General features: G+C 38.1%; 19 protein-coding genes. 6 read left to right on the top strand and 13 right to left on the bottom strand.

The features are described 5' to 3' along the window. Positions 1-1042: 1042 nt before the first annotated feature. From ACFIKY_RS01815 to nth, 10 genes are all read right to left on the bottom strand, one after another. A complete protein-coding gene (locus tag ACFIKY_RS01815) occupies positions 1043-1429 on the bottom strand; it encodes a YbaN family protein (RefSeq protein ID WP_375635415.1) in 387 nt (128 codons plus the stop codon). A 406-nt stretch (positions 1430-1835) separates the two neighbouring features. Further along, positions 1836-2741, bottom strand: a complete 906-nt coding sequence (locus tag ACFIKY_RS01810) for a metal ABC transporter permease (RefSeq protein WP_012754509.1) — start codon at positions 2739-2741, stop codon at positions 1836-1838. Next, a complete protein-coding gene (locus ACFIKY_RS01805; protein ID WP_012754510.1) occupies positions 2738-3604 on the bottom strand; it encodes a metal ABC transporter permease in 867 nt (288 codons plus the stop codon). Before ACFIKY_RS01805 ends, ACFIKY_RS01810 begins: the two co-directional genes overlap by 4 nt. Next, a complete protein-coding gene (locus ACFIKY_RS01800) occupies positions 3601-4431 on the bottom strand; it encodes a manganese/iron ABC transporter ATP-binding protein (RefSeq protein ID WP_375635416.1) in 831 nt (276 codons plus the stop codon). Before ACFIKY_RS01800 ends, ACFIKY_RS01805 begins: the two co-directional genes overlap by 4 nt. Beyond that, a complete protein-coding gene (locus tag ACFIKY_RS01795; RefSeq protein WP_375635417.1) occupies positions 4428-5336 on the bottom strand; it encodes a metal ABC transporter substrate-binding protein in 909 nt (302 codons plus the stop codon). Before ACFIKY_RS01795 ends, ACFIKY_RS01800 begins: the two co-directional genes overlap by 4 nt. 291 nt (positions 5337-5627) lie before the next feature. Next, positions 5628-8042, bottom strand: coding sequence for a phenylalanine--tRNA ligase subunit beta (gene pheT, locus ACFIKY_RS01790; protein ID WP_375635418.1), 2415 nt, complete (start codon positions 8040-8042; stop codon positions 5628-5630). 32 nt (positions 8043-8074) lie between these two features. After that, on the bottom strand, positions 8075-9157 hold the full coding sequence (gene pheS, locus ACFIKY_RS01785) for a phenylalanine--tRNA ligase subunit alpha (protein ID WP_375627962.1): 1083 nt from the start codon (positions 9155-9157) through the stop codon (positions 8075-8077). Between the two features lie 95 nt (positions 9158-9252). Next, a complete protein-coding gene (gene rplT, locus ACFIKY_RS01780) occupies positions 9253-9654 on the bottom strand; it encodes a 50S ribosomal protein L20 (protein WP_375635419.1) in 402 nt (133 codons plus the stop codon). Positions 9655-9687: 33 nt separating this feature from the next. Further along, positions 9688-9891 (bottom strand): 50S ribosomal protein L35, encoded by a 204-nt coding sequence (rpmI, locus tag ACFIKY_RS01775; protein ID WP_012754516.1) that lies wholly within the window; start codon positions 9889-9891, stop codon positions 9688-9690. Between the two features lie 154 nt (positions 9892-10045). Next, positions 10046-10786, bottom strand: a complete 741-nt coding sequence (nth, locus tag ACFIKY_RS01770; RefSeq protein ID WP_375635420.1) for an endonuclease III — start codon at positions 10784-10786, stop codon at positions 10046-10048. 120 nt (positions 10787-10906) lie between these two features. Between nth and ACFIKY_RS01765 the strand changes: the two genes are divergently transcribed. The 3 genes from ACFIKY_RS01765 (at position 10907) to ilvD (ending at position 14470) form a co-directional block, all read left to right on the top strand. After that, the gene (locus tag ACFIKY_RS01765) at positions 10907-11338 is read left to right on the top strand and encodes an Hsp20 family protein (protein WP_012754518.1); all 432 of its coding nucleotides are present in this window, start codon (positions 10907-10909) and stop codon (positions 11336-11338) included. 26 nt (positions 11339-11364) lie between these two features. Beyond that, on the top strand, positions 11365-11616 hold the full coding sequence (locus tag ACFIKY_RS01760) for a DUF1150 domain-containing protein (RefSeq protein ID WP_012754519.1): 252 nt from the start codon (positions 11365-11367) through the stop codon (positions 11614-11616). Between the two features lie 1015 nt (positions 11617-12631). Next, entirely contained in the window at positions 12632-14470 is a 1839-nt protein-coding gene (gene ilvD, locus ACFIKY_RS01755; RefSeq protein WP_375627959.1) for a dihydroxy-acid dehydratase, read from the top strand. 1057 nt (positions 14471-15527) lie between these two features. Here ilvD and mutS read toward each other — a convergent pair. Then, a complete protein-coding gene (mutS, locus tag ACFIKY_RS01750) occupies positions 15528-18272 on the bottom strand; it encodes a DNA mismatch repair protein MutS (protein ID WP_375661321.1) in 2745 nt (914 codons plus the stop codon). A 195-nt stretch (positions 18273-18467) separates the two neighbouring features. On the opposite strand from mutS, the gene ACFIKY_RS01745 reads away from it, so the two are divergent. Next, complete coding sequence (locus tag ACFIKY_RS01745; RefSeq protein ID WP_375661320.1) at positions 18468-20768, top strand: NADP-dependent malic enzyme; 2301 nt, start codon at positions 18468-18470, stop codon at positions 20766-20768. A gap of 67 nt (positions 20769-20835) precedes the next feature. On the opposite strand, the gene secB is transcribed toward ACFIKY_RS01745, so the two are convergent. Then, complete coding sequence (secB, locus tag ACFIKY_RS01740; protein ID WP_375635423.1) at positions 20836-21312, bottom strand: protein-export chaperone SecB; 477 nt, start codon at positions 21310-21312, stop codon at positions 20836-20838. Positions 21313-21454: 142 nt separating this feature from the next. After that, positions 21455-21949: an FxsA family protein gene (locus ACFIKY_RS01735; protein ID WP_375635424.1), complete on the bottom strand. Its 495-nt coding sequence runs from the start codon at positions 21947-21949 to the stop codon at positions 21455-21457. 172 nt (positions 21950-22121) lie between these two features. Between ACFIKY_RS01735 and ACFIKY_RS01730 the strand changes: the two genes are divergently transcribed. Together ACFIKY_RS01730 and ACFIKY_RS01725 are read left to right on the top strand one after the other, a co-directional pair. Beyond that, a complete protein-coding gene (locus ACFIKY_RS01730; RefSeq protein WP_012754525.1) occupies positions 22122-22814 on the top strand; it encodes a Tim44/TimA family putative adaptor protein in 693 nt (230 codons plus the stop codon). A 52-nt stretch (positions 22815-22866) separates the two neighbouring features. After that, a complete protein-coding gene (locus tag ACFIKY_RS01725; RefSeq protein WP_012754526.1) occupies positions 22867-23457 on the top strand; it encodes a Smr/MutS family protein in 591 nt (196 codons plus the stop codon). Positions 23458-24068: the final 611 nt, after the last annotated feature.

Below are 24068 nucleotides of genomic sequence, written 5' to 3'. Positions count from 1 at the left end.
TTTTATCAAAATAGATTTTGACGCCTAAAATTGCAAAAATTACCGAAAATCAGAAAAAAATGCGTTTCCATAGTAAAAATGAGAAAAGGCTTTTCCCCCCTTTGAGAACATCTTTAAAACTCTTTGAAAAAAAAATAAATTGGTACAAAATCTAGTGTAAAAATATACAAAACCCAATGAAAAGCTACAGTTGTAACATTAGGAATTGCTAAGGCAACATTGGAGGATGACAAATAGCACGGTGACTATCGGTGTGCATTTTGTAAGGCAAGGATGATGGTGCTCAAATGAATTTTATACACTTTACAGGAGATTTTACTTTATCCATGTATGGTCTGCCATCATGAAATGCGTAAAGCGTTGAGAAATGTTCATTAAAATAAATGTGTAAATAACATGATTGGGGAGCCCTTTTGTTTTACATGAGGGGCATGACCTCATTAAAAAACAGAGAATGCAATAATATTTTTATTTCGAATAAGCTTTATACAAAGACAGAGAATTTATTTATTCACATATTATAATAAGAATGCGTGTATGCATAAAACCATTTGAAAAACTCTGTTGTTTCTTATGAATTATTCTTAAGCTAAGAACAGATGTAACATTAAAGATTGATATAATAGACCGGCTTCTTAACTGTATAAGTATAAAATGATGATGTTTAATAAGCTTTGTATTATATCCTCATTAAGAGATATGAAAACAAACGAAACGTCTTTTTAGAAAGAAATGGCTATCATATCAATGACTTTTCAATGACGTATATATAGAGATTCATACAAACATGTCTTATAAAAATAATGACTCTCTTCCATGAATGTGGTTTATCCAAGTGAGAACATTTTGAGTGTGCGTAAACAGTCTTCTTTGTTCATAAAAATTATTTCACAAACATATTATTAATTAATTTCTTTCAAAAAGCTTGCTATTTCATATGCATTTTGGATATGGAGAGCTTATATTCAAAACTTAAAAGTCCTCATAGTTTTTACAAATAAGTCGAAGCTAAAAAGAGTATCTCATAAAGCCTTTTCTATCATTATGAAGATGGACGTGTTAAAATATAAAGGGCAATCAGCAATAATATAACCGCAACAAGTAAGGAAATCCATGAAGGAGGGTGTACCATTACGAAAAAGGATAAAAATCCTCCTGTCATACTCATTATTGCAAAAATTTTAATGAATGGAGAGATTGCTTTTTTTTCTTCCCATCGCTTAATAGGGGGACCAAAAATGCGATGATTATTCAACCATTGATGAAAACGTGGAGAAGAACGCGTAAAACACCATGAGGCAACTAACAAAAAAGGCACAGTTGGCATAATAGGTAATACTACACCGATAATACCTAATATAACCATTGTCCACCCTGCTATATAATAGCAGATACGCAAAGGGTGAGATATCTTCAAATCTTTTTTCATTTTCTTGTATTTTTTTCCTCTACGCAAAACCCTCTACAAAAACATTATATCTGTTTTTTCTGTTTACATGTCTGAGTGCACAATTACGTTCTACCCCTTCATGCGTAAGCGTCTTTGCTGTTATAAGTTCCTTGAAAATACCGAATAGCTTACGCAATATGATAATCATTTTAAATGATTTCAAGAAAAGAGAAGAGATTTTAGAAAATCAAAAAAATAAAAAGGCTGCAGAATAAATCAATGCAGCCTCTTAATTAAGAATGCAGCGTTGGGGGGAGAAAATGTACCGCATTCACTTGCTAGACATTAGGAGGAAAAATAACCTAGCGCCTCGAACTCTAATTAAAATAGAAATGAGAAACAATATATAAAAATGCATGGCTGATATGCATGAATTTTAACACTTTTAAGTTTCTTGAACTGTGTTTTGACGAAAAAAAATCATCATGAAAATAGCCATAAAAATCAACGTCAAGATCAACACAATTGTGGAAGCAGAATCAGAGCCGATAAATAAGCTGAGATAAATCCCTAAAAAACCAGAAAAAGCTGCAACAAGTATCGCGATCATTAACATAAAAGAAAACCGCTTTGTAACAAGATAGGCAATTGCTCCTGGTGCTATCAGTAAAGAAATAACGAGCACGATACCTACAGCTTTCAAAGCCGCAACAATTGTAAGAGAAATCATCGTTAGAAGGGTATAGTGAAGTAGAGATATTGGTAACCCCATTGCATGTCCTTGAACTGTATCAAAAATATACAACATAAAGTCGCGCCATTTTGCTGCTAAAATGAAAGTGACAACAGCAGAAATGATCGCCGTTTGTGTTATATCAAGCCAGTTAACACCTAAAAGATTACCAAATAGAATATGATTCAAATCTAAGCTACTATAAATAGACGTGGCTAAAACAAGCCCCAAACCAAACATCGAAGAAAAGACCACACCCATCACCGTGTCCTGTTTGATACGGCTATTGCTCCCTAAAAAACCCGTTAATAGTGCACACACCATTCCTGCAACAAAAGCACCGCAAGTAATCAGAGTCATTGTAATATTCTCTGGACGCATATGCTGAAACCAAGCAAATGGCAAAGAAGTCAAAAATGCGATTACCCATGGTGTTGTCATATAACCAACAACAACACCTGGAAAAACTGCATGAGAAATGGCATCGCCTAACAGCGCCCATCCTTTCAAAATAAGAAAACAGGAAAGCATCGCCATGGGAATAGAAAGAATCATGACAATAAGCATACCCTTAAGCATAAAAGAAAACTGAAACGGAAGTAGTAATTGATCAATCATGATAATATTACACCCTTTTTGGCCGCATTTATGCGTAAGCGTGCAGCAATATACCCATGTTTAGGAGCAAAAATAAAAGCCAAAACAAATAAAGATGCTTGAAAAAGCACAACAACCCCCCCCGTTTGTGCATTTAAAAAATAACTCACATAAACACCCAAGACACTTGTGAATGTTCCAATTACAACTGCAATAACCAAGATATTCACGAAACGATCACTTAAAAGATAGGCTGTTGCCCCAGGTGTCACAACAAGACAAATGACTAAGAACGCTCCAACGGTTTGCATAGCAGCAACAGTACAAGCGGCAAGTAATGTGAAAAAGAGAATCTTTAAAAACTTTACATTTAATCCAATGGCATGCGCATGTGTTTCATCAAATAACGAAACAAGAAGATCCTTCCATTTCAAAAGCAATATAAGCAACGAAAAAAAGCCGATAAAAGCCAATTGTAGAATATCTGATGAACTAACGGCTAAAATATTTCCCAAAACAATCGTATCAATATTAACAGCCATTGGTTTTAACGATTTGAGAAACAACCCAAAGGCAAAAAAGGAGGAAAAAATGAGCCCAATAATGGTATCTTCTTTAAGCTTTGTCCGGTGGTTAAAAAAGAGCATTGCTGCTGCTGCAAGACCACCAGAAAAAAAAGCGCCGAGTGAAAAAGGTAACCCTAAAAGGTAAGCTCCTGCTACACCAGGAACAATCGAATGGGAAAGAGCATCACCAATCAATGACCAACCTTTTAACATCAAAAAAGCCGAAAGAAAGGCACAAACACACCCAACTAACCCAGAAACCCACATTGCATTCACCATATATTGATAGCTCAGTGGCTCAAGCAACCAAGAAATCATGCAACGTGCTCCACTCTTTCAATATCTTCACAAACTGCAGACTGCTTTCTTCCCATGAAACCATCATTTTTTTTTGTGCTAGGAAGATCAAAAATATGGTGGTGCAAAGATCCTCCAAAAGTTTTTTCTAGATTTTCTTTTGTAAAGATTTTTTCTGTTAACCCAGAAGCTAAAACGGTTCCTTTTATTAAAACTGTATGATCACAAAATTCGCGAACAGAACCCAAATTGTGAGTTGAAACCAAGATCACTGCTCCTTCTTTACGAAGATCTTGTAACAAAGCAATGATTTTATCTTCTGTTGTAACGTCAACCCCTGTAAACGGCTCATCTAATAAAATAGCTTTTGCTTTCTGTGCAAGAGCGCGCGCTAGGAAAACACGCTTTTTCTGTCCACCAGAAAGTTCTCCAATCTGGCGCTTGGCAAAAGCCAACATATCAACGCGCTCTAAGGCAATACGAACGGCTTCATAATCTTGTGTACGGGCATAGCGAAAGAAATTCATATGACCGTACCGCCCCATCAATACAACATCTTCGACCAAGACAGGAAAATTCCAATCAACATCTTCACTTTGAGGAACATAAGCAATAAGGTTTTTTTTCAAAGCTATATCAACGGGCAAATCAAACATGCGAATTTTTCCCTTTGAGGGGCGTACAAACCCCATAATCGCTTTAAATAACGTTGACTTACCGGATCCATTAACACCAACTAATGCCGTAATAGAACCCTTTGGACTTTCAAAATTCACTTCGCGTAAAGCCGTATGTCCATTACGATAAGTTACCGTTACTCCTTGGGCAAATATTCCAGATTCCGTCATTGGCTTTTTACTCCCTCTAATAAAGCATTGCTAATACGCCCACTCGTGACACGTAATAAATCAATATAAGTGGGTACCTCACCATTTTTCTCACTTAAAGAATCAACATAAAGAACGCCACCGTATTTAGCCCCTGTTTCTTTAGCAACCTGCTTAGCAGGCGCAGGGGAAATAGTGCTTTCAGAAAAAACTGCATGAATATTGTATTTGCGAACCATATCAATAACATGCTTGACCTGCTGTGGTGTTCCTTGCTGGTCAGCATTGATGGGCCATAAATAAAGCTCTTTTAGATTAAAATCACGCGCCAAATAGCTAAATGCCCCCTCACTGGTCACAAGCCAACGCTTATCTTGCGGTACGGCTTCTAATTCAGCCTTAATTGGATCAATCGTTGCACGAATTTTCTGTTTATAAATTTCAGCATTCTCTTTATAAATAGCAGCATGTTCAGGATCATATTTTACAAAAGCATCGCGAATATTATCAACGTAAATCAAAGCAGAGGTTGGTGACATCCACGCATGAGGATTGGGTTTACCGCTAAAGGGGCCCTCACCAATTTTAATGGGTACAATACCTTTTGAAACAACAACACTTGGAACATCCTTGATATTTTGAAAAAACTTTTCAAACCAAAGCTCTAACTCTAATCCATTCCACAATACAAGGTTAGCTCCCTGAGCACGCATAAGATCGCGAGGGGTGGGTTGATATTCATGAATTTCCGCACCTGGTTTTGTAATGGATTCAACATCAGCAGCATCACCTGCTACATTGCGTGCCATATCAGCAATGATAGTGAATGTCGTAACAGCTTTAAATTTACCAGCACACAAAGCAAAATTGGGTGTAAAAAAAATAACACTTCCTAAAACTATGCTGAAAAACGTTCTTACGTTCATTGATTCTCTCTTTCCTTTATATGCCTTCTTTTTATTGCAAATAATTTGCATTATCATTTAGCAATAGCAGTTATCTTTTACATTTGCAATGAAGGATTAAGAGAAAAAATAACTTTTCAAGATGTTTAAAAACAGCTTTTTTCATATTGAAAAAATTGATGATTTAAGCAGCTTGTTTTGGTAAGGAGATCCGCTTTCAAGAAGCTCTATAGCTCTTGAATGCCAAACAAAAAGGGAGCACTTAAAAATGCTCCCACTTCATGTAAAATATCTCATAAAAAATGAGAATACTCAGTAGCGCAAATATGCACCTGTCATTTTGGTAACATTATCCACGATCTTTAAGGCAAGCTTTTCTAAATCTTCATCTGTTAGAGTCCGTTCTATGGGCTGAATAGTTACTTCAATTGCAACAGATTTTTTATCTTCGCCAAAGCTTAAATCTTCAAAAATATCAAAAATCTGCACTGAATGAATAAGTTTTTTATCGGCTCCACTTGCCGCACGAATAATAAGAGAAGAGGCAACAGTTTTATCCGCTATAAAGGCAAAATCACGCCGCACCATTTGAAAAGGTGAGAGTTTCAAAGGAAGACGGCTTTTGGTCGTTTTTTTCTTTGATTCTGGAATTCTGTCTAGAAAAATTTCAAAACCGCATAAAGGGCCACTAACATCTAACTTTTCTAATGTAGCAGGATGAAAAACACCAAAAAAACCAAGAATAATCTTTGATCCAAGTTTTATGACACCTGAACGACCAGGATGATACCAATCGGGCGCTCCTACTTCAATCTGCACTTTCCCAACATCCATATCGCATGCTTCTAAAATAGCTAAAGCATCTGCTTTGGCATCAAAAACATCAACGACGGTTGCATTTCCATTCCAAAAACGACCAGCCCCTTTAAATTGCTCTGTTCCGCGACGAATCCCACTAACAACACGGTGTTGTTTATCAGGGGTATCGCCTTCATAAATATTGGAAACTTCAAACAAAGCAAGATCTGGAAAACCACGATCAGCATTTCTCTGTGCCGCCATAATCAAACCAGGTAAAAGGGAAGGACGCATCATTGACATATCAGCAGCAATAGGGTTAACTAATTTAAGCTCTTCTTGACCTCCTCCAAAAGCAAGAGCTTGATTTTCAGAAATAAAAGACCATGTTACCGCTTCTTTCATACCACGTTGCACTAAAGCCAAACGTGTAGCACGTGAACGAATTTGTGCGCATGTTAAAATTTGATCTTTTCCTTCTGCGAAGTTTTCCAAAGGAATAGGTTTAATTTTATCTAGCCCATAAATCCTCATGACTTCTTCCACCAAATCGGCTTTCCCCATAATATCAGGGCGCCATGATGGTACTTTTACTGTAACGACATCTCCTTTTCCTTCAACGAAAAATCCAAGTTTTGTTAAAATAGAGATGACTTTTTCAGGTTCTATTTCCAAATTTGTTAAACGTTTAATTTCAGAAAAAGGAAAAGCGATCTGTTTGATTTCTTGTTGCTGATAGCCAACGATCCTCTTCTTAGATACTTCACCACCACAAAGACGTAAGACCAATTCTGTTGCAATCTCAAGCCCTGTTTCTATAAAAGCCGGATCAACACCTCGTTCAAATCGATAACGTGCATCACTGATAAGACCTAATGCTCTTCCTGTTTGTGCAATGCTTTGCGCATCCCAAAGCGCTGATTCAATAATAACACGACGTGTTGTCTCATCACAACTCGTTCTTTCACCGCCCATGATACCGGCAATCGAAACAATCCCCTCTTCATCTGCAATGACACAATTCTTAGCGCCCAAATGATAGATTTTTCCGTTCAGTGCTTGAAGCTGTTCTCCCTCACGAGCACAACGTACACACAAATTACCTTTAATTTTATCTGCATCAAAAACATGGAGTGGACGACCAAGGTCAAAACTTATGTAATTGGTCATATCAACAAGCGCATTAATCGGTCTCAAACCAATTGCATTCAAACGCTGTTGCATCCACTGAGGTGATGCACCATTTTGAACATTGCGCACTTCACGCCAAGCAAAACCTAAACATAATGATGAATCTTGCGAAAAATCTAATGAAACATCGAGAGGTGTTTCAAAGGAAGGCTCAAATTTTGACAAGGATAATTCTTTTAATTTTCCCATTCCAGCGGCAGCAAGATCACGGGCAATACCACGAACACCTGTACAATCAGAGCGATTGGGGGTCAAACCAATATCAATGATCGGATCATCTAAACCAGCATAAGTTGCAAATGAATCTCCAATAGGTGCATCTTCTGGAAGTTCGATAATCCCGTCATGTTCATTTGATAATTCAAGCTCCGCTTGCGAACACATCATCCCAAAACTTTCAACACCGCGGATTTTTCCTACAGATAATGTCACATCGAGTCCTGAAATATAAGTGCCTGGTAGTGCCAGAACACCAACAAGACCTGCACGCGCATTTGGTGCTCCACAGACAACTTGAACAGGTGTAGAAGTCCCTGTATCGACGGACAGAATCTGGAGTTTATCTGCATCAGGATGCTTTATTGCTGTTAAAACTTTTGCAATCACAAAACCTTTTAAAGAAGACCGATCATCAACGTAATCAACCTCAAGACCTATAGCTGTTAGTTTCTCACAAATTTCATCCAAAGATGCACTTGTCTCTAAGTGATCTTTTAACCACGACAATGTAAATTTCATTTTAAAACCTCACATGAAAGCGATGACTAAGATCACATATTTCTATTAGGAAAAAAAGCAGGCATATCAAAGCAACGAAAGCCATAATGGTCTAACCAACGCAGATCAGCATCAAAAAAAGCTCGTAAATCAGGCATACCGTATTTCAACATGGCAATACGATCAATGCCCATTCCCCATGCAAAGCCTTGATATTCATCGGGATCTAAACCAACATTTTTCAACACATGAGGATGCACCATTCCGCATCCTAAAATTTCCAACCAATCCTGTCCTTCTCCGAACTTTACTTCTGAACCAGAACGATCACATTGAATATCCACTTCCATAGATGGTTCGGTAAAAGGGAAAAAAGAGGGACGAAAACGCATTTTTACAGAGGGAACTTCAAAAAATTCTTTACAAAAGGTTTCATGTAGCCACATCATATGGGCAATGGTGGAGGTTTTATCAATGACAAGACCTTCTACCTGATGGAACATGGGCGAATGCGTCGCATCCGAATCCATGCGGTAAGTTTTTCCAGGAATAATGATCCGTATCGGTGCTTTTTGTTTTTCTAGTGTGCGAATTTGTACGGGTGATGTATGGGTCCGCAATAATTTTCGTTCTCCCATTTTATCGACATCAAAAAAGAAGGTATCATGCATTTCGCGTGCTGGATGCCCTTCAGGAAAATTCAATGCCGTAAAATTATAATAATCTGTTTCAATATCAGGTCCCTCTGCAAGAGAAAAACCCAACTTCGTATAAATGGCAATAATTTCCTCAATCACCTGTGAAATAGGATGAATGCGTCCCCGTTCTATAGGTGAAGAGCGAACAGGCAAGGTAACATCAACCGTTTCACGAGAAAGACGGGCATCCATTGCCTGTCTTTTCAGAAGATCACGCTTTTGCGCCCATAATTCTAAAATACGATTTTTTAATCCATTAAGAACTGGTCCAACTTTATGGCGCTCGCTAGCATCCATCTTCCCTAATGCTTTTAATTTTTCAGAGATGCTACCTTTTTTACCCAATGCTGCAATACGCACTGCTTCAAGTGCCTGTTCATCACCCGCTGCCTCTAAGGCTAAACAAATTTCTTGTTCCAGACGCTCAATATCGTTCATATTTTTGCCTATTTTTTTAATAAAAAAAAACCCGCACTCGCAACAGCCAGCACGGGACCTCGAATAAATAAATGCTTTAAGAGAACACGACTGGCTTACTTGACAGCGCCTTCAAAAGCATTAGGTGTCGTATCTTTTAAATATTCCAAAGCCTTTTTTGCCGAAGCTACTAAAGCAGAAAATGCTTCTGCTTCGTGGATTGCTATATCTGAAAGAACCTTACGATCAACCTCAATACCGGCTTTTGATAAGCCATCAATAAAACGTCCATAAGTTAAACCTTCTGCGCGAACAGCCGCATTAATTCTCTGAATCCACAAAGAACGGAAAGTACGTTTCCTATTTTTGCGATCACGATAAGCGTATTGCTTTGAACGATCAACTGCTGCTTTAGCTGCACGAATGGTATTTTTACGACGACCGTAAAAACCTTCAGCCTGTTTAAGAACTTTTTTGTGCTTAGCGTGTGCTGTCACACCTCTTTTCACACGTGCCATATTATAATCTCCTCAAAATCAAAAGCGTAAGGTTTAAACACCATTCGGCAAATAATGCTGAACGACTTTTTTAGCATCTTGTTCACACAAAACCATTGTTCCACGTGCATCGCGAATAAATTTATTCGAACGCTTAATCATACCGTGGCGCTTACCGGCAGCTGCTACTTTAATTTTGCCTGACGCAGTGATTTTAAACCGCTTTTTAGCGGATGATTTGGTCTTCATCTTGGGCATTTTGCTACTCCGTACATTAATTTATTCAATCAAACATTTTATTCACTCAAGCGGACCAACGCTTGAACAAGCATTTAAACAGCCACGGCATGCCCTGCCGGGCAGTTCTAATAGTGTTTCCATAAGCCACTATACACAAAATAGCAAGACCGTATTACAAAAAAATCGGAGCTCCATTGCCTTGAAGCTCAACTAAAGGTGCCGGAATAGCATTTGTTTTGATAGCTGCTTTACATAGATCAGCAATAATGCATTGCCTACATTGTGCTTTACGTGCTTGGCAAACATAGCGTCCATGTAAAATCAGCCAATGATGCGCATGACGAAGATAATGGATTGGTATAATCTTTAATAATTTTTTCTCAACAATCTCTGGTGTTTTGCCAGGCGCTAAACCAAGACGATTGCTTAAGCGAAAAATATGTGTATCTACTGCCAATGTAGGCTGACCAAAAGCAACATTCAAAACAACATTAGCCGTTTTGCGCCCCACTCCAGGAAGGGACATAAGTGCTTCACGCGTATCAGGTACTTGACCGCCATAACAATCAATTAAACAGTTACAAAGTGCATAAACATTGCGTGCTTTTGCTCGCCAAAGACCAATTGAACGGATATGATGTGCTATTTCTTCTTCTCCTAATGCAACCATTTTTTCCGGTTGATCAGCAAGGCGAAATAATTCTTTTGTCGCTTTATTAACGCTTACATCTGTCGCTTGAGCCGAAAGCACAACGGCAACCAAAAGCGTAAAAATATTTGTATAGATAAGATCACTCTTAGGCGCTGGGCGTTGCACAGAAAAACGGCGAAATATTTCTGCAATTTCATTTTCATTATATAATATACCAGATAAATTTCGCACTTTTGACAATTTTATGGTACCTTGAGGCATTGAACTCTCTTAAATCTTCTCTCTTGAAGTTATCATTCACGCTCGCCATATGAGAGGAATGCAGCGAGCACTTTTATAGAGTTTGGTCAAGTAAAGCCGTTTTAAAGAGGATACTCATGAATGACACATGTGACGCCTTTCTCCAATCCCTTTCTTTTAGGGTTTGAAACCGTAGAAAAAATATTGCAACGTATCGGTAAAGCTGATGAGGCTTACCCAGCCTATAACATTGAACGTTTGCATAAAAATGATGATGCAAATCATATCCGGATAACTTTGGCTGTTGCTGGATTTAAGATTAACCATCTTAATATTTTGCTCGATGATAATCAATTGGTTATTCATGGTAAACAAACGGACAACCAAAATCATCAATATTTATATCGCGGTATAGCTGCGCGACAATTCCAGCGAACCTTTGTTCTCGCGGAAGGGATGCATGTTACAAATGCAGAGTTGAAAAATGGTCTTTTATCAATTAATCTGTATCAACCAAAATTAAAAAAAGAAATAAAACAGATTCCAATTAAAGTCAGTAGTGGTGAGTCATAAAAGTTAAGGCGTAAAGGAACAGTGAAATGGGAGAACATAAACAAAACTTGTCGTTTCAGAACACATCCTACTCTGATGCGGGACAGATTGCCTATTTAAAAAAAGTTTGTACAGATGATCTGGCTAAAAACTTTCCAGATCTTCCACCAATGACCCCAGGAATTACGATATGGGCTCTCTTTGGTGAAACAGGTTATCCTATCATTTTATCCGATGAGCGTTCTATCGCCCTTGCTGGAGCCAATGAGCATGAACTACAAATTGTAACTCTGCACTAGATTACCTTACGAGAAAACGCTGTACTCTTTATAAATTCTATCTGTTTTTTCGTAAAGGGTGTAATGTGAGTTATAATGAGATAAGTATAGGTTTATATTCATAATTAATTTTTACAACTGGAATGAGAGTCCCGAATATCATAAGGTTCTCTCATTTGAAATCCTCTTGTATTAAAACAATTAAAGTCACTTGCTTGTATGTCACACGCAGGGAGAGCCGTGTGGATAAAAACACTTGAAGAAAGGAATAAAAATATCTAAGAAAGGAATAAAAATATCTCTTGTGAATTGTCTTAATTAGCAAGGATGTTGGCAATATTGGGGATGAGAAAAATGTATGATGGTGTCAGTTTGCTTCTTCATAAGTGTGAAGATGTCCCCTATAGATTTATATTATTCACGGGAACTTTTATACCATTCATAGGCGCTATCGTGAAATAGGCTCGAGTGTGCATTGAAAGATGTTTCTTTAAAATGAGTACATGAAGGCTATACAAGTGTATTTTGTTTGGGGTTTTCTGTTCTTCGTGAGGAGAGTAGCTCCATTGAAGAGTATAAAAACAAAAGCATGATATAATGCGTCATCGTTATTTAAAAGATATTGCTATGAATGCTTTTGAAAGATGTAAAGCTGAATTGTAAGGAGATGATAGATTTTTACCATGATGCCTTTATATTCTTTCCAAATTAGGCTGTCTTCTTGTTCCAGAAATTACGCAAACAGATAGATGCAATATACTTACCAAATCTGGCATACAAAAATCTGGTACAGTTCGTGCCACACTGAAGCGTTTTGATATTTGTCTCAAACGTGGAATTGCACAGGGATTAGATGTTGATTAACAGGTAATAAAAAAACAAAGGCTTTATGAAAAAGTTTATGCAGAGCTTTTAATTTTGTGCTTCAAATGCCTCAGTACAAGGTATTTTTCTCTTTTGAATATTAAAGCTCTTGTTTTTATAATGAAGTTACAGCACAACAAGCAAAATGGAATTATTTGAGGGGAAAAAAATAATGCCTTCTTACCGTTCAAGAATATCGACCCACGGGCGTAATATGGCAGGAGCCCGCGGACTTTGGCGTGCAACAGGGATGAAAGATACTGATTTTGGTAAACCCATTATTGCGATTGCGAATTCTTTTACACAATTTGTACCAGGGCATGTCCATTTAAAAGATCTTGGGCAATTAGTCGCACAACAGATAGCGGTTGCCGGTGGTGTTGCGAAAGAATTTAATACCATTGCTGTAGATGATGGAATTGCGATGGGGCACGATGGAATGCTCTATTCTTTGCCCTCACGTGAAATCATTGCTGATTCTGTAGAGTACATGGTTAATGCACATTGTGCGGATGCACTTGTCTGTATTTCTAATTGTGACAAAATTACGCCTGGTATGTTAATGGCTGCTTTACGGTTGAATATTCCGACAATCTTTGTTTCAGGCGGTCCTATGGAAGCAGGTAAGATTAAATGGAAGGATCAAGATCTAAGGGTTGATTTGGTCGATGCCATGGTTGCAGCAGCTTCAGAACAGAATTCAGAAGAAGAAGTTGCTGAAATGGAGCGTGCTGCTTGTCCTACATGTGGTTCGTGTTCAGGAATGTTTACAGCCAACTCCATGAATTGCTTAACGGAAGCATTGGGGCTTTCGCTTCCCGGAAATGGATCAATGTTAGCAACACATGCAGATCGACGGATGCTTTTTGAAGAAGCTGGAAAACAGATTGTTGCATTGGTTAAACGTTATTATGAAAAAGATGATGAAACAGTCTTGCCGCGCTCTATTGCTTCACGCAAGGCTTTTGAAAATGCAATGACCGTTGATATTGCTATGGGGGGATCAACCAATACAGTACTGCATCTTTTAGCCGCGGCGCAAGAAGGTGAGGTGGATTTTACCATGACGGATATTGATCATCTTTCACGTCGTGTTCCTGTTTTATGTAAGGTTGCTCCTGCTGTCGCGAATGTACATATGGAAGATGTTCATCGCGCTGGTGGTATTATGGGGCTTTTAGGCGAACTGGATGCGGCGGGACTCATTGATACGTCAACTTATACGGTTCATGCAAAAACAATGAAAGAAGCTCTTTACCGTTGGGATGTGAAACAAACTAATGAACCAACAGTCCGTACATTTTATCGTGCTGCTCCTGGTGGTATTCCAACACAGACAGCTTTTAGCCAATCTTGTCGCTATGAGACCCTTGATCTTGATCGTGAAAAAGGTGTGATTCGCGATAGGGAACATGCATATTCACAAGATGGAGGATTGGCAGTTCTTTATGGAAATCTTGCAAAAGATGGCTGTATTGTAAAAACAGCAGGCGTTGATCAATCAATTTTAACTTTTAAAGGTCCGGCAAGAATTTTTGAAAGCCAAGATTCAGCTGTGTCAGCTATATTAACTGATAAGATTAAAATAGGTGAAATTGTTTTAATCCGTTATGAAGGTCCACGTGGTGGACCTGGAATGCAAGAAATGCTTTATCCAACAAGTTATCTCAAATCTAAAGGATTGGGCAAGGTTTGTGCACTTGTTACGGATGGACGTTTTTCAGGGGGAAGTTCAGGGCTCTCGATAGGACATATTTCACCAGAAGCTGCTGAAGGAGGAGAAATTGCGTTGGTGGAGGAGGGGGATATCATAGAAATTGATATTCCAAATCGTAGAATTCATATGTTGGTGGATGACGTTGAGATGAAGCAGCGCCGTGCTAAGATGGAAGCAAAAGGAAAAGGTGCTTGGCAACCGATTGAGAAGCGTCAGCGTAAAGTTTCAAAGGCTCTCAAAGCCTATGCAGCGATGACCACATCTGCTGCAAAGGGTGCAGTACGTAATATTTGATGAGATGAATGACGCGTCTTATAAAAGAGAGATAGTATTCTGATTTTTTGCATCTTTTACACGATATTCTAAGCTAATTATTTTATGAGTTTATGAACTTATCAGAATATTTCGAGCCATGATAAGTATGATTAAAAAGCTATCAATACAACTAAAAGCTGCTGCGGATTGCTTATTTCAGCAGCTATGTAAGACAGATAAAGATAGATATGGTATGATTACGCTTCATATCATATTTCAATTTTATACGAAATTACGATTTCCTGTTCTTATATTTATGAAAGATATTTATTGTACTGGTGGCATTATCTTTTTGTACCGTAAAAACACTGTCATTTAGGGCTGTGATATACGGCATCTTCCTTAATATATTAAGTGTTTTTTAAGTGTGTGGTGAATATTCTTAGACTTGTTTATCAAGCTTTGGGTTTAAGTGAATCACATGAAGGAAGTCAAGGTAAATCCTTTAGAATCTAGACTGTTTGCAGACTTGATGTGAATGAAAATCTTTATCCTTTGAGGTGTGGGAAGGAGTTCAAAGGATGTTTAGGAAAATAAAATGCTGCTGTGATATATCTGATTATATGGTTCATATGAAAACAGTAAAAGAGCTTTTTATAACTTAAAATGTGAAGAAAATACGAGACCCATCATCCATGAATTTATTATGCAAAATGGGGTGGCATCCCAACACCGACAGCTTTAAACTAAAACTGTTGCTATGATAACAATAATATTGATTGTGAAAAAGCATAATTCATTAAATATTGCGTATTTGCAAGGTGGAGGAGATTTCATGACAATCTTCACAAAAAACGACTATCTTGTAAAAATAGTCGATATTGACTAATTTTTTGTCTACGGGCCAATATTGATCTAAGGAAATATGGAATATAATGCATAGGATTTTGCCTCTATATGCATTACACTTATCAAAATATATTGTGTAGAAAAGCGATGGGAATACGGTAAACAACAGTTTGTGCTGTGGCATATCAAAAAGTGATACTTTATCTCCTCTTAAGAAAGCTTTTTAATAAAAAATAACATCCGTTTTCTATAAGAGGTTATTCTTTTCAAGCTGTTTGAGGTGGTAAATTGCTTCTAAAGCTTGTTTAGGAGAGAGTTCATCGGGATGGATATTTTTTAAAGCTTCGTGAAGTACACAATGTTTGTTTCTTGCTTCATTGACGGGAGATGTTGCTTTAAGAGAAAAGAGTGGTAAATCATCAATGAGTTTATGCCCTTTTCCAGCCATTTCACCTTGTTCTAATTGATGGAGTACATCTGTTGCTCGTGTAATAACGGCTGGGGGAAGTCCAGCAAGCTTTGCGACTTGTACACCATAGGAACGGTCAGCAGCTCCTGGTGTGACCTCATGAAGAAAAACTACATCACCATCCCAATTTTTGACTTTCATGGTTACATTATGCAGTCTGTCAAGTTTTTCGGTAAGTGCAGTCATTTCATGAAAATGGGTAGCGAGAATAGCACGACAATGGTTAACTTCATGGAGATATTCAACAGCAGCCCAAGCAATAGAAAGTCCATCAAAGGTTGATGTCCCACGTCCTATTTCATCAAGAATAACAAGGGAATGGTGGCTAGCATGATTGAGAATTGTTGCTGTTTCAACCATTTCCATCATAAAGGTTGAGCGCCCCCGTGCAAGATCATCGGAAGCCCCAACACGACTAAATAGGCGGTCAACAACACCAATATGTGCTGAAGTCGCTGGAACGAAGGACCCCATTTGCGCCATAATAGCAATAAGAGCATTTTGCCGCAAAAAAGTTGATTTTCCTCCCATATTAGGCCCTGTCAACAGCCAGATTGCTGCATATTGCTGATTTTCTTGCACAGAGAGATCACAATTATTGGCAATAAAAGGTTCTGCTGCTTGTTTGCGGAGTGCTTGCTCGACGACAGGATGGCGTCCTGCTGTGATATGGAAGGTAAGTGAAAGATCAATTTTAGGTCGGCAATAGCCTTGTTCTTCAGCAAGATATGCTAAGGCGACAGAGACATCTAAAATAGCAAGTGCTTCAGAGGCTTTACGAATAAAATCAACTTGTTCGGTAATTTCCTGAACGAGAATATCAAAAATCTCTAGTTCAAGTGTCAATGCGTGATTGGCAGCATGGGCAATACGGCTTTCAAGGTCAGCAAGCTCTGTTGTCGTAAAACGCATAGCGTTTGCCATTGTTTGCCGATGAATAAAACGTGCTTTAGCTTGTGGATTATTTGTAAGAGCAGATGCTTGTATACTGGTTACTTCAATGAAATAACCTAGAATATTATTATGCTTTATTTTAAGCGTTTTAATATCTGTTTCTTGGGCATATTGCGCTTGAAGTTCAGCAATGACACGGCGCGATTCATCACGTAAAGCACGCATTTCATCGAGCTCTTTATGATAATTTGAACGAATAAAACCACCATCACGTTTAAGGAGTGGGAGATCATCAGCTAATGCTTGTTCTAAATGAAAGTATAACGCTGTGGGTAAGTTTGAGAACACCTGTTGTACATCACTTATTTCTTGAGGCAGAAGCTCATTATTAAGAAGTTGATGCAATTCACGAATGATTTCAAAGCCGCGCTGGATTGTCGCCATATCACGGGGACCTCCTCGTCCAAGAGCCAAACGTGAAACGGCGCGGGGCATATCTGGTCCCCCTTTTAAAATAAGCTTTATCGCTTCTGCAAGAGAAGGATTACGTAGAAAAAAATCGATAGAATCCAAACGTGTATCAATAGCCGAAGGAGTGGTGAGGGGAGCAATAAGGCGATCGATGAGAAGGCGTGATCCTCCTCCTGTTACAGTGCGATCAATAGCTTTTAATAAACTTCCATCCCGTTGACCTGATGTCGTACGAATAAGTTCAAGGCTTAATCTGGTTGCGGCATCAATAAAAAGAGTCGCACTTTCATTTTGGCGCTCAGGCTGCATGAGGGGAGGACGATGCGTGATTTGTGTTTTTTCGATATAACGAATAGCAGCTACAATTGCAGAGAGTTCGGAACGTGAATAATCGGCAACGCCTTCAAGAGTTGAGAGTTTAAAATAATTGCAAATATCGCGTTCAGCGGTCAGTGCATCAAAGAGACAAGCAGGTTGAGGTGAAACGATACGATCAAGAACATTAAAAAGTGATTTGTGAGATTTATCATGAAAGAATGAATCAGCAACAATGATTTCTTGTGGATCCACACGCATAATATCTGCCAAAAGTTTTTCTTGGCGGCTTTCTGTTACACGAAATATGCCTGTTGAGATATCAATCCAAGAAAGAGCAAATTCCTCTCCATCGCTTGTTTTTATACGGGAAAGTGTCATCAAATAATTTGCGCGTGTTGGATCAAGGAGTTTTTCTTCTGTTATCGTTCCAGGTGTTACAAGGCGAACAACATCACGCCGAACAACAGATTTTGAGCCACGTTTTTTTGCTTCAGCAGGATCTTCTATTTGTTCACAAACAGCAACTCGGTAACCACAAGCAATCAGTTTTTGTAAATAATCATCAGCAGCATGAACGGGAACACCGCACATAGGAATATCTTGTCCTAAATGTTTTCCGCGTGCTGTGAGTGTGATTCCTAAAGCCTGAGCAGCTTCAATCGCATCATTAAAAAATAATTCATAAAAATCCCCCATTCGGTAAAAGAGAAGAGAATCATGATGTACGGCTTTGATTTCTATGTACTGCTCCATCATAGGTGTCAGACGTTCTTGAGAGGAAGCAGATGAGGAGGCAGGCTGTGGAATTAAATTATTTTTATGGTTGTCTTTTTTATCCATTTGTACGAGGCCTGTTTCCTTTAAGTGAAGTTTTTACTCTTTTTTGTTTACTTCAATATCTATTTATCTCTAAATTGCAACGCATCATCAGATTTGCTAAGGCAAGAATAGCGAGTTCTAATACATGAATCAAATTCAATGACTATACGCATTATCAAGCAAAATTTACACTGTTTTTGGAGAAAATAAAGTGAAATGAAAGAGAGCAAGCAGGATCAGAAAATGTCTCAAACTGTTTACAGTGCGAGCGAACGAGAAGCTCTAGATTTTCATAGTCGTGGTCGACCAGGAAAGCTTGAGATTGTTGCAACAAAGTCTATGGCAACACAGCATGATTTAGCACTTGCTTATTCACCAGGTGTTGCAGTTCCAGTTAAGGCAATTGCTCAAAATCCAGCGTTAGCTTATGATTATACAGCAAAAGGAAATCTTGTTGCTGTTATTTCAAATGGAACCGCTATTTTAGGGTTAGGTAATTTAGGAGCCCTTGCCTCTAAGCCGGTTATGGAAGGCAAAGCAGTGCTGTTTAAGCGTTTTGCGGATATTGATTCCATTGATTTAGAAATTGATATAAACGATACAGAAAGTTTTATCAATTTGGTGCGTCATTTAGAACCTTCTTTTGGTGGAATTAATCTTGAAGACATTAAGGCGCCAGAGTGCTTTATGATTGAAAGCCGCCTACGCGAGGTGATGAATATACCTGTTTTTCACGACGATCAACATGGTACAGCAATTATTGTTGCTGCTGGTGTTCTCAATGCTTTGACTTTAACAGGGCGCAATATGCAAAATACGCGGTTAGTCTGTAATGGTGCTGGTTCTGCAGGAATTGCTTGTATTGAACTGATTAAAGCGATGGGCTTTCGTGCCGAAAATATCATATTATGTGATACAAAGGGTGTGGTCTATGAAGGTCGCAAAGAGGGAATGAATCAGTGGAAATCTGCGCATGCTATTCAAACAGATAAACGTACGCTTATAGAAGCAATGGAAGGTGCAGATATATTTTTTGGGGTTTCTGCTAAAGGTGCTCTTACTCCTGAAATGGTAAGATCTATGGCACCACAGCCGATCATTTTTGCTATGGCTAATCCCGATCCAGAAATTACGCCGGAAGAGGTTATGCAAGTGCGTCATGATGCCATTGTCGCAACAGGGCGTTCCGATTATCCAAATCAGATTAATAATGTTCTCTGCTTTCCTTATATATTTCGTGGTGCACTTGATGTGCGTGCAAGAGTTATTAATGAAGAAATGAAGATTGCTGCGGCAAAGGCTCTTGCCAATTTAGCGCATGAAGAAGTGCCTGACAGCGTTGCAGAAGCTTATTGTGGAAAGCGATTAAAATTTGGTCCTAATTATATCATCCCTGTTCCTTTTGATCCGCGTTTATTGACGGTTGTTTCAATAGCGGTAGCAAAAGCAGCAATGGAAAGCGGTGTTGCGCAAAAGAACATAGATGATTTAGAGGCCTATGAGCGCGATTTGAATGCGAGACGTGATCCTACTTCCTCGATGATGCGTGGGGTTTATAACCATGTTCGTCAAGCGCCAAAACAAATTGTCTTTGCAGAAGGTGAAGAAGAGCAAATTATGCGGGCAGCCGTTTCCTATGTTCATCAAAAATTAGGACAAGCGATTTTGGTTGGTCGTGAAGAGCAAGTAAGAGAAACAGCTGTTATCGCTGGAATTGATCTGGAGCGTGAAGGTATTTCTATTATGAATGCTAAGCTTTCTCGCCGTACAGATGATTATGCGAATTATCTTTATAAAAAGATGCAGCGTCAAGGTTGGCTGTTGCGTGATTGTCATCGTCGTATCAATAATGATCGCAATTATTTTGCTGCGTGTATGGTGGCACTAGGAGATGCTGATGCAATGGTTACAGGGGTGACACGCAATTATGAAACAGCGCTGATCGATATACGTCGTGCAATTGATGAAAAACCAAAAGAACGATTGATTGGTATCTCAATGGCTATTTGCCGAGGACGAACTGTGTTTATTACGGATACAGCTGTTTATGAAAATCCTAATGCTGAAGAACTTGCGGATATAGCGGAACAAACCGCTTCGTTTGTACGTGGATTTGGATATCAACCACGGGTAGCATTTTTAGCATTTTCTACGTTTGGTTATATGAAAGGGCAAATCACACAGCAAATTCAGGATGCGATTAATATTTTGCATGAACGCAAGGTTGATTTTGAGTTTGATGGAGAAATAAGTGCTGATGTAGCACTCAATTCCAAATTGATGCAGCAATATCCATTTATGGGATTAACAGAGCCCGCTAACATTTTGGTTATGCCTGGATATCACGCGTCTTCCATTGCAAGCAAAATGTTACAAGAACTTGGTGGAGCAACCATCATTGGTCCTATTTTAATTGGGTTGGAAAAATCTGTCCAAATTGTACCGTTTAGTGGAAACGATACAGATGTGGTCAATATTGCAATGCTCGCGGCTTATCATGCCGCAAAAGCCGTCTAAAGGAAAAAAGCCCCTAATATACCAATAATATATCAAGGGGCTTTATGATAGCAAAAGAATAAATTTTTTAAGAGGGCTGTATTTGATTGTCTTTTTGTTCTTCAGCGAGACGCTTTTGGAAGAGGGCTGCAAAATCAATAGGATCAATCCATAAAGGTGGAAAACCACCATTTTGAGTAGCATCAGATATAATTTGGCGAGCAAATGGAAATAAAAGACGGGGACATTCAATAAAGACCAATGGCATAACATGTTCTTGTGGAATGTTTTCAAGGTGGAAAACACCACCGTAAATCAGTTCCACATGAAATAAGATTTCAGTATTATCATTGGCTTTGACGGAGAGAGACAAAACGACATCATAATTGTCATCACCAATTGGGTTAGCATTGACGTTAATATTGATATCAATTTGTGGTGATTTTTCATGCGTACGCAATGAACGAGGAGCACCTGGGTTTTCGAATGATAAATCTTTTAAATATTGAGTTAATACAGCAAAAACCGGCTCTCCACCACTGTTATTCATTTCACCTTCGGCCATACGACGAACCTCTCTCATTATAATATGTATATTTATTTTAGATCTAAAGACCAAATTGGTTATCACGCCTTGAAAAAGGTTGCAAGAAATGCGCTCTTTATCTTGAATATTTTTTTAGTTTGTTACAGATTTTTTAGGCATTTCAATGGTTATCATCATTTTTGCGCCATGGAGATTCTGTCGTATCATGAATTGTGTAATCTTCTGCGTTAAGATCAATTATTTTTTCAGCATCATTTTTTCTTTTAGTATTGGGATTCATTTTGTTTTGTAATGATGTAAAGAAATGCCAAACAATAGAGCGAATTGGTTTAATAAGAAGTAATATTCCCAAGAGATCACTTACAAAGCCAGGAAGAATAAGTAAAATTGCACTAAACATGATGAAAACATCATTAATAATATTATTCTCTAATGTACGCCCTTGGATAAGTTCAGTTTGTATGTTTTTTAAAAGGCAAAACCCTTGAACTCGCAATAAAACGACCCCAACTATGGTTGTGAGAATAACCAAACTCAAAGTTGCCAAAATACCAATTTCTTGACCAACAAAGATAAAACCAGCGATCTCGATTAAAAGAATGCAAAGAAAGATAACAACAAAAAAACGAGGACTTATAGAATAAAGTTTTATCACATGCAAATTTCCTTCTGGATGAGGTGGGGAGAAATTCTTAAGAGCACTCCATTTAATATAAAATCTATAAAAATATTTGAATGGTAGGATTCCTTATTTTACATATTTATTGATAAATGGTATTGACTGCAATGTTTATTAGAGATTTAAGCTTTGGAGATTGACAGCGCCCATGGAATTTGACGTTATACTTGTCATAGCTCTTGTTGTTATGGTTGTTATTTTTGTGCAACTCCGTAATGTATTAGGGAAACGAATTGGGTTTGAAAAGCCCCCCTTTGATCCTTATTCGCGTCGTTCTAAAAAACAGGTTGAAGCAGAAACGGCTGATAATATTGTTTCGTTCCCTCATCAGAAAAATTCACAAAAAGACGACTTTAGTGAAATTGATAAAATTTCACCGGAGGGGAGTATTTTGAATAAAAATTTGCGGGAATTGCATAAAATTGATCCTCAATTTTCTCCTCAATTTTTTATAAAAGGTGCACAAATTGCTTATGAAATGATTGTAACAGCTTTTGCCAAAGGTGATCGCAATCAACTTAAAAGCTTGCTTTGTCAGGATGTTTTTGAGAGCTTTTGTACGGCTATTGAGCAACGAGAAAAAAATAAAGAGAGAATAGAGTTCACTTTTGTTGGAATTAATAAGATCGAATTTGTTGCGGCGGCAATACAAGAAAAGGATGAACTTTTAACGATACGTATTGTCAGTGAGATGATTTCTGTTACTTATAATGAACAGGGTGAGCGTATAGACGGTGATCCTGATGCTATTGTAGAAATCAGGGATATTTGGACTTTCGTTCGCAATAGTTTATCGTCAGATCCAAACTGGAAGCTTTTTGCTACAGAAAATGAAAATTAAAATACTTTTTGTTTTTCTTCCATAAGTATTCAATGATTTATGAGAAATTAAAATGTCCTCAAGTAAATGGAGACAAAAAAGAGATTTATTGGCTTCACAGGATCGCCTTTTATGGGAGATGGTTTGTCGTACGATAACACCGCTTCACGGTAAGATGCTCTCTTCTGCTTCAGAAACTATTGCAAATATTAATGATAAAAAACAGCCTGTAACTCAAATCTCTTCATTGTCTCAGGAAAATCAACAATCCTCGACATTTATTAAAAAAGAAAAGAGGGCAGTTACACAAGTACAAAAGATTCATTTCTTTGATCATGTTGCACATCGTAAAATTTCCCAAGGTCGTTATCCTCTTGAGGCGCGCCTTGATCTCCACGGTTATATGCAGGAAGAAGCTTATTTTTTCTTAAAAAATTTTCTACAATCCTCTCAGCAGAGAGGATTGCGTTATGTCCTTGTGATTACAGGAAAAGGACGATCTGTTGGGAGCGATGGAGCTTTGTATAGATTTGTTCCGTATTGGTTATCAACACCAGCTTTTCGATATTATGTCCATGCGTTTGAGCAAGCAGCGCGTCAGCATGGCGGAGAAGGTGCACTTTATGTTTGGTTGCGCCGTTTCGTGTCGGGAAAAGGAAAGTGATGTTATTGTGGTCGTTCTAGGTTTAATATTTATTTATACGTAATAATTTATAGTTTTCGTATATTTCGTAAGAGCCTTGAATACAATATCCCCTTATTTATAATTTTTTATAAAAAATTATAAATATATCATTTTACATTCTACGTATTGCTTCACGCTTTTATTTATCGCATTCTTTGATGGGGCACATCCCTCACGCAAAACAGAATGACATTGGATTGCATATATGCACAGGCTTGTTTTAAAGAAACATTTCTCAACGCATCCAAGCCTATTTTGCGACGGCATCCGTGAAGGGTATAACGATAAATCCATTAAGACTCTTATCTTTATGCTTAATAAAAGAGCAAGCTGGCATCATCACACACTTTGCTAGCTCCCAATGTTGCAACAACTCTTGAAGCCCTTGGCACTTGAAAGCATTTGTAGAAGGCATGCTTTTCTTTAAGTGTTTTTACTCTCCCCAGTTCTCATCTCATTCGTGACGCCCAAACGAAAGATTTTGATTGATTCAATATAAGAGGGCTTGAAATGAAAGAGATATTGATGGATCTCATTTAGGTTGCAACGCGATAAATTGTTTTTATAAACCACAGCATTACTCTATTAAA

The organism is Bartonella sp. CR127HXZ (genome assembly GCF_042194555.1).
Taxonomy (GTDB): Bacteria; Pseudomonadota; Alphaproteobacteria; order Rhizobiales; family Rhizobiaceae; genus Bartonella; species Bartonella grahamii.
The sequence above is the reverse complement of the archived record's forward strand: the minus strand, read 5'-3'. Positions and strand labels throughout refer to the sequence as shown.

Excerpts from the sequence above, each read along its gene's own strand:
- ACFIKY_RS01815 (WP_375635415.1), bottom strand. The coding sequence starts at position 1,429 with ATGAAAAAAGATTTGAAGATATCTCACCCTTTGCGTATCTGCTATTAT.
- ACFIKY_RS01810 (WP_012754509.1), bottom strand. The coding sequence starts at position 2,741 with ATGATTGATCAATTACTACTTCCGTTTCAGTTTTCTTTTATGCTTAAG.
- ACFIKY_RS01805 (WP_012754510.1), bottom strand. The coding sequence starts at position 3,604 with ATGATTTCTTGGTTGCTTGAGCCACTGAGCTATCAATATATGGTGAAT.
- ACFIKY_RS01800 (WP_375635416.1), bottom strand. The coding sequence starts at position 4,431 with ATGACGGAATCTGGAATATTTGCCCAAGGAGTAACGGTAACTTATCGT.
- ACFIKY_RS01795 (WP_375635417.1), bottom strand. The coding sequence starts at position 5,336 with ATGAACGTAAGAACGTTTTTCAGCATAGTTTTAGGAAGTGTTATTTTT.
- pheT (WP_375635418.1), bottom strand. The coding sequence starts at position 8,042 with ATGAAATTTACATTGTCGTGGTTAAAAGATCACTTAGAGACAAGTGCA.
- pheS (WP_375627962.1), bottom strand. The coding sequence starts at position 9,157 with ATGAACGATATTGAGCGTCTGGAACAAGAAATTTGTTTAGCCTTAGAG.
- rplT (WP_375635419.1), bottom strand. The coding sequence starts at position 9,654 with ATGGCACGTGTGAAAAGAGGTGTGACAGCACACGCTAAGCACAAAAAA.
- rpmI (WP_012754516.1), bottom strand. The coding sequence starts at position 9,891 with ATGCCCAAGATGAAGACCAAATCATCCGCTAAAAAGCGGTTTAAAATC.
- nth (WP_375635420.1), bottom strand. The coding sequence starts at position 10,786 with ATGCCTCAAGGTACCATAAAATTGTCAAAAGTGCGAAATTTATCTGGT.
- ACFIKY_RS01765 (WP_012754518.1), top strand. The coding sequence starts at position 10,907 with ATGACACATGTGACGCCTTTCTCCAATCCCTTTCTTTTAGGGTTTGAA.
- ACFIKY_RS01760 (WP_012754519.1), top strand. The coding sequence starts at position 11,365 with ATGGGAGAACATAAACAAAACTTGTCGTTTCAGAACACATCCTACTCT.
- ilvD (WP_375627959.1), top strand. The coding sequence starts at position 12,632 with ATGCCTTCTTACCGTTCAAGAATATCGACCCACGGGCGTAATATGGCA.
- mutS (WP_375661321.1), bottom strand. The coding sequence starts at position 18,272 with ATGGATAAAAAAGACAACCATAAAAATAATTTAATTCCACAGCCTGCC.
- ACFIKY_RS01745 (WP_375661320.1), top strand. The coding sequence starts at position 18,468 with ATGAAAGAGAGCAAGCAGGATCAGAAAATGTCTCAAACTGTTTACAGT.
- secB (WP_375635423.1), bottom strand. The coding sequence starts at position 21,312 with ATGGCCGAAGGTGAAATGAATAACAGTGGTGGAGAGCCGGTTTTTGCT.
- ACFIKY_RS01730 (WP_012754525.1), top strand. The coding sequence starts at position 22,122 with ATGGAATTTGACGTTATACTTGTCATAGCTCTTGTTGTTATGGTTGTT.
- ACFIKY_RS01725 (WP_012754526.1), top strand. The coding sequence starts at position 22,867 with ATGTCCTCAAGTAAATGGAGACAAAAAAGAGATTTATTGGCTTCACAG.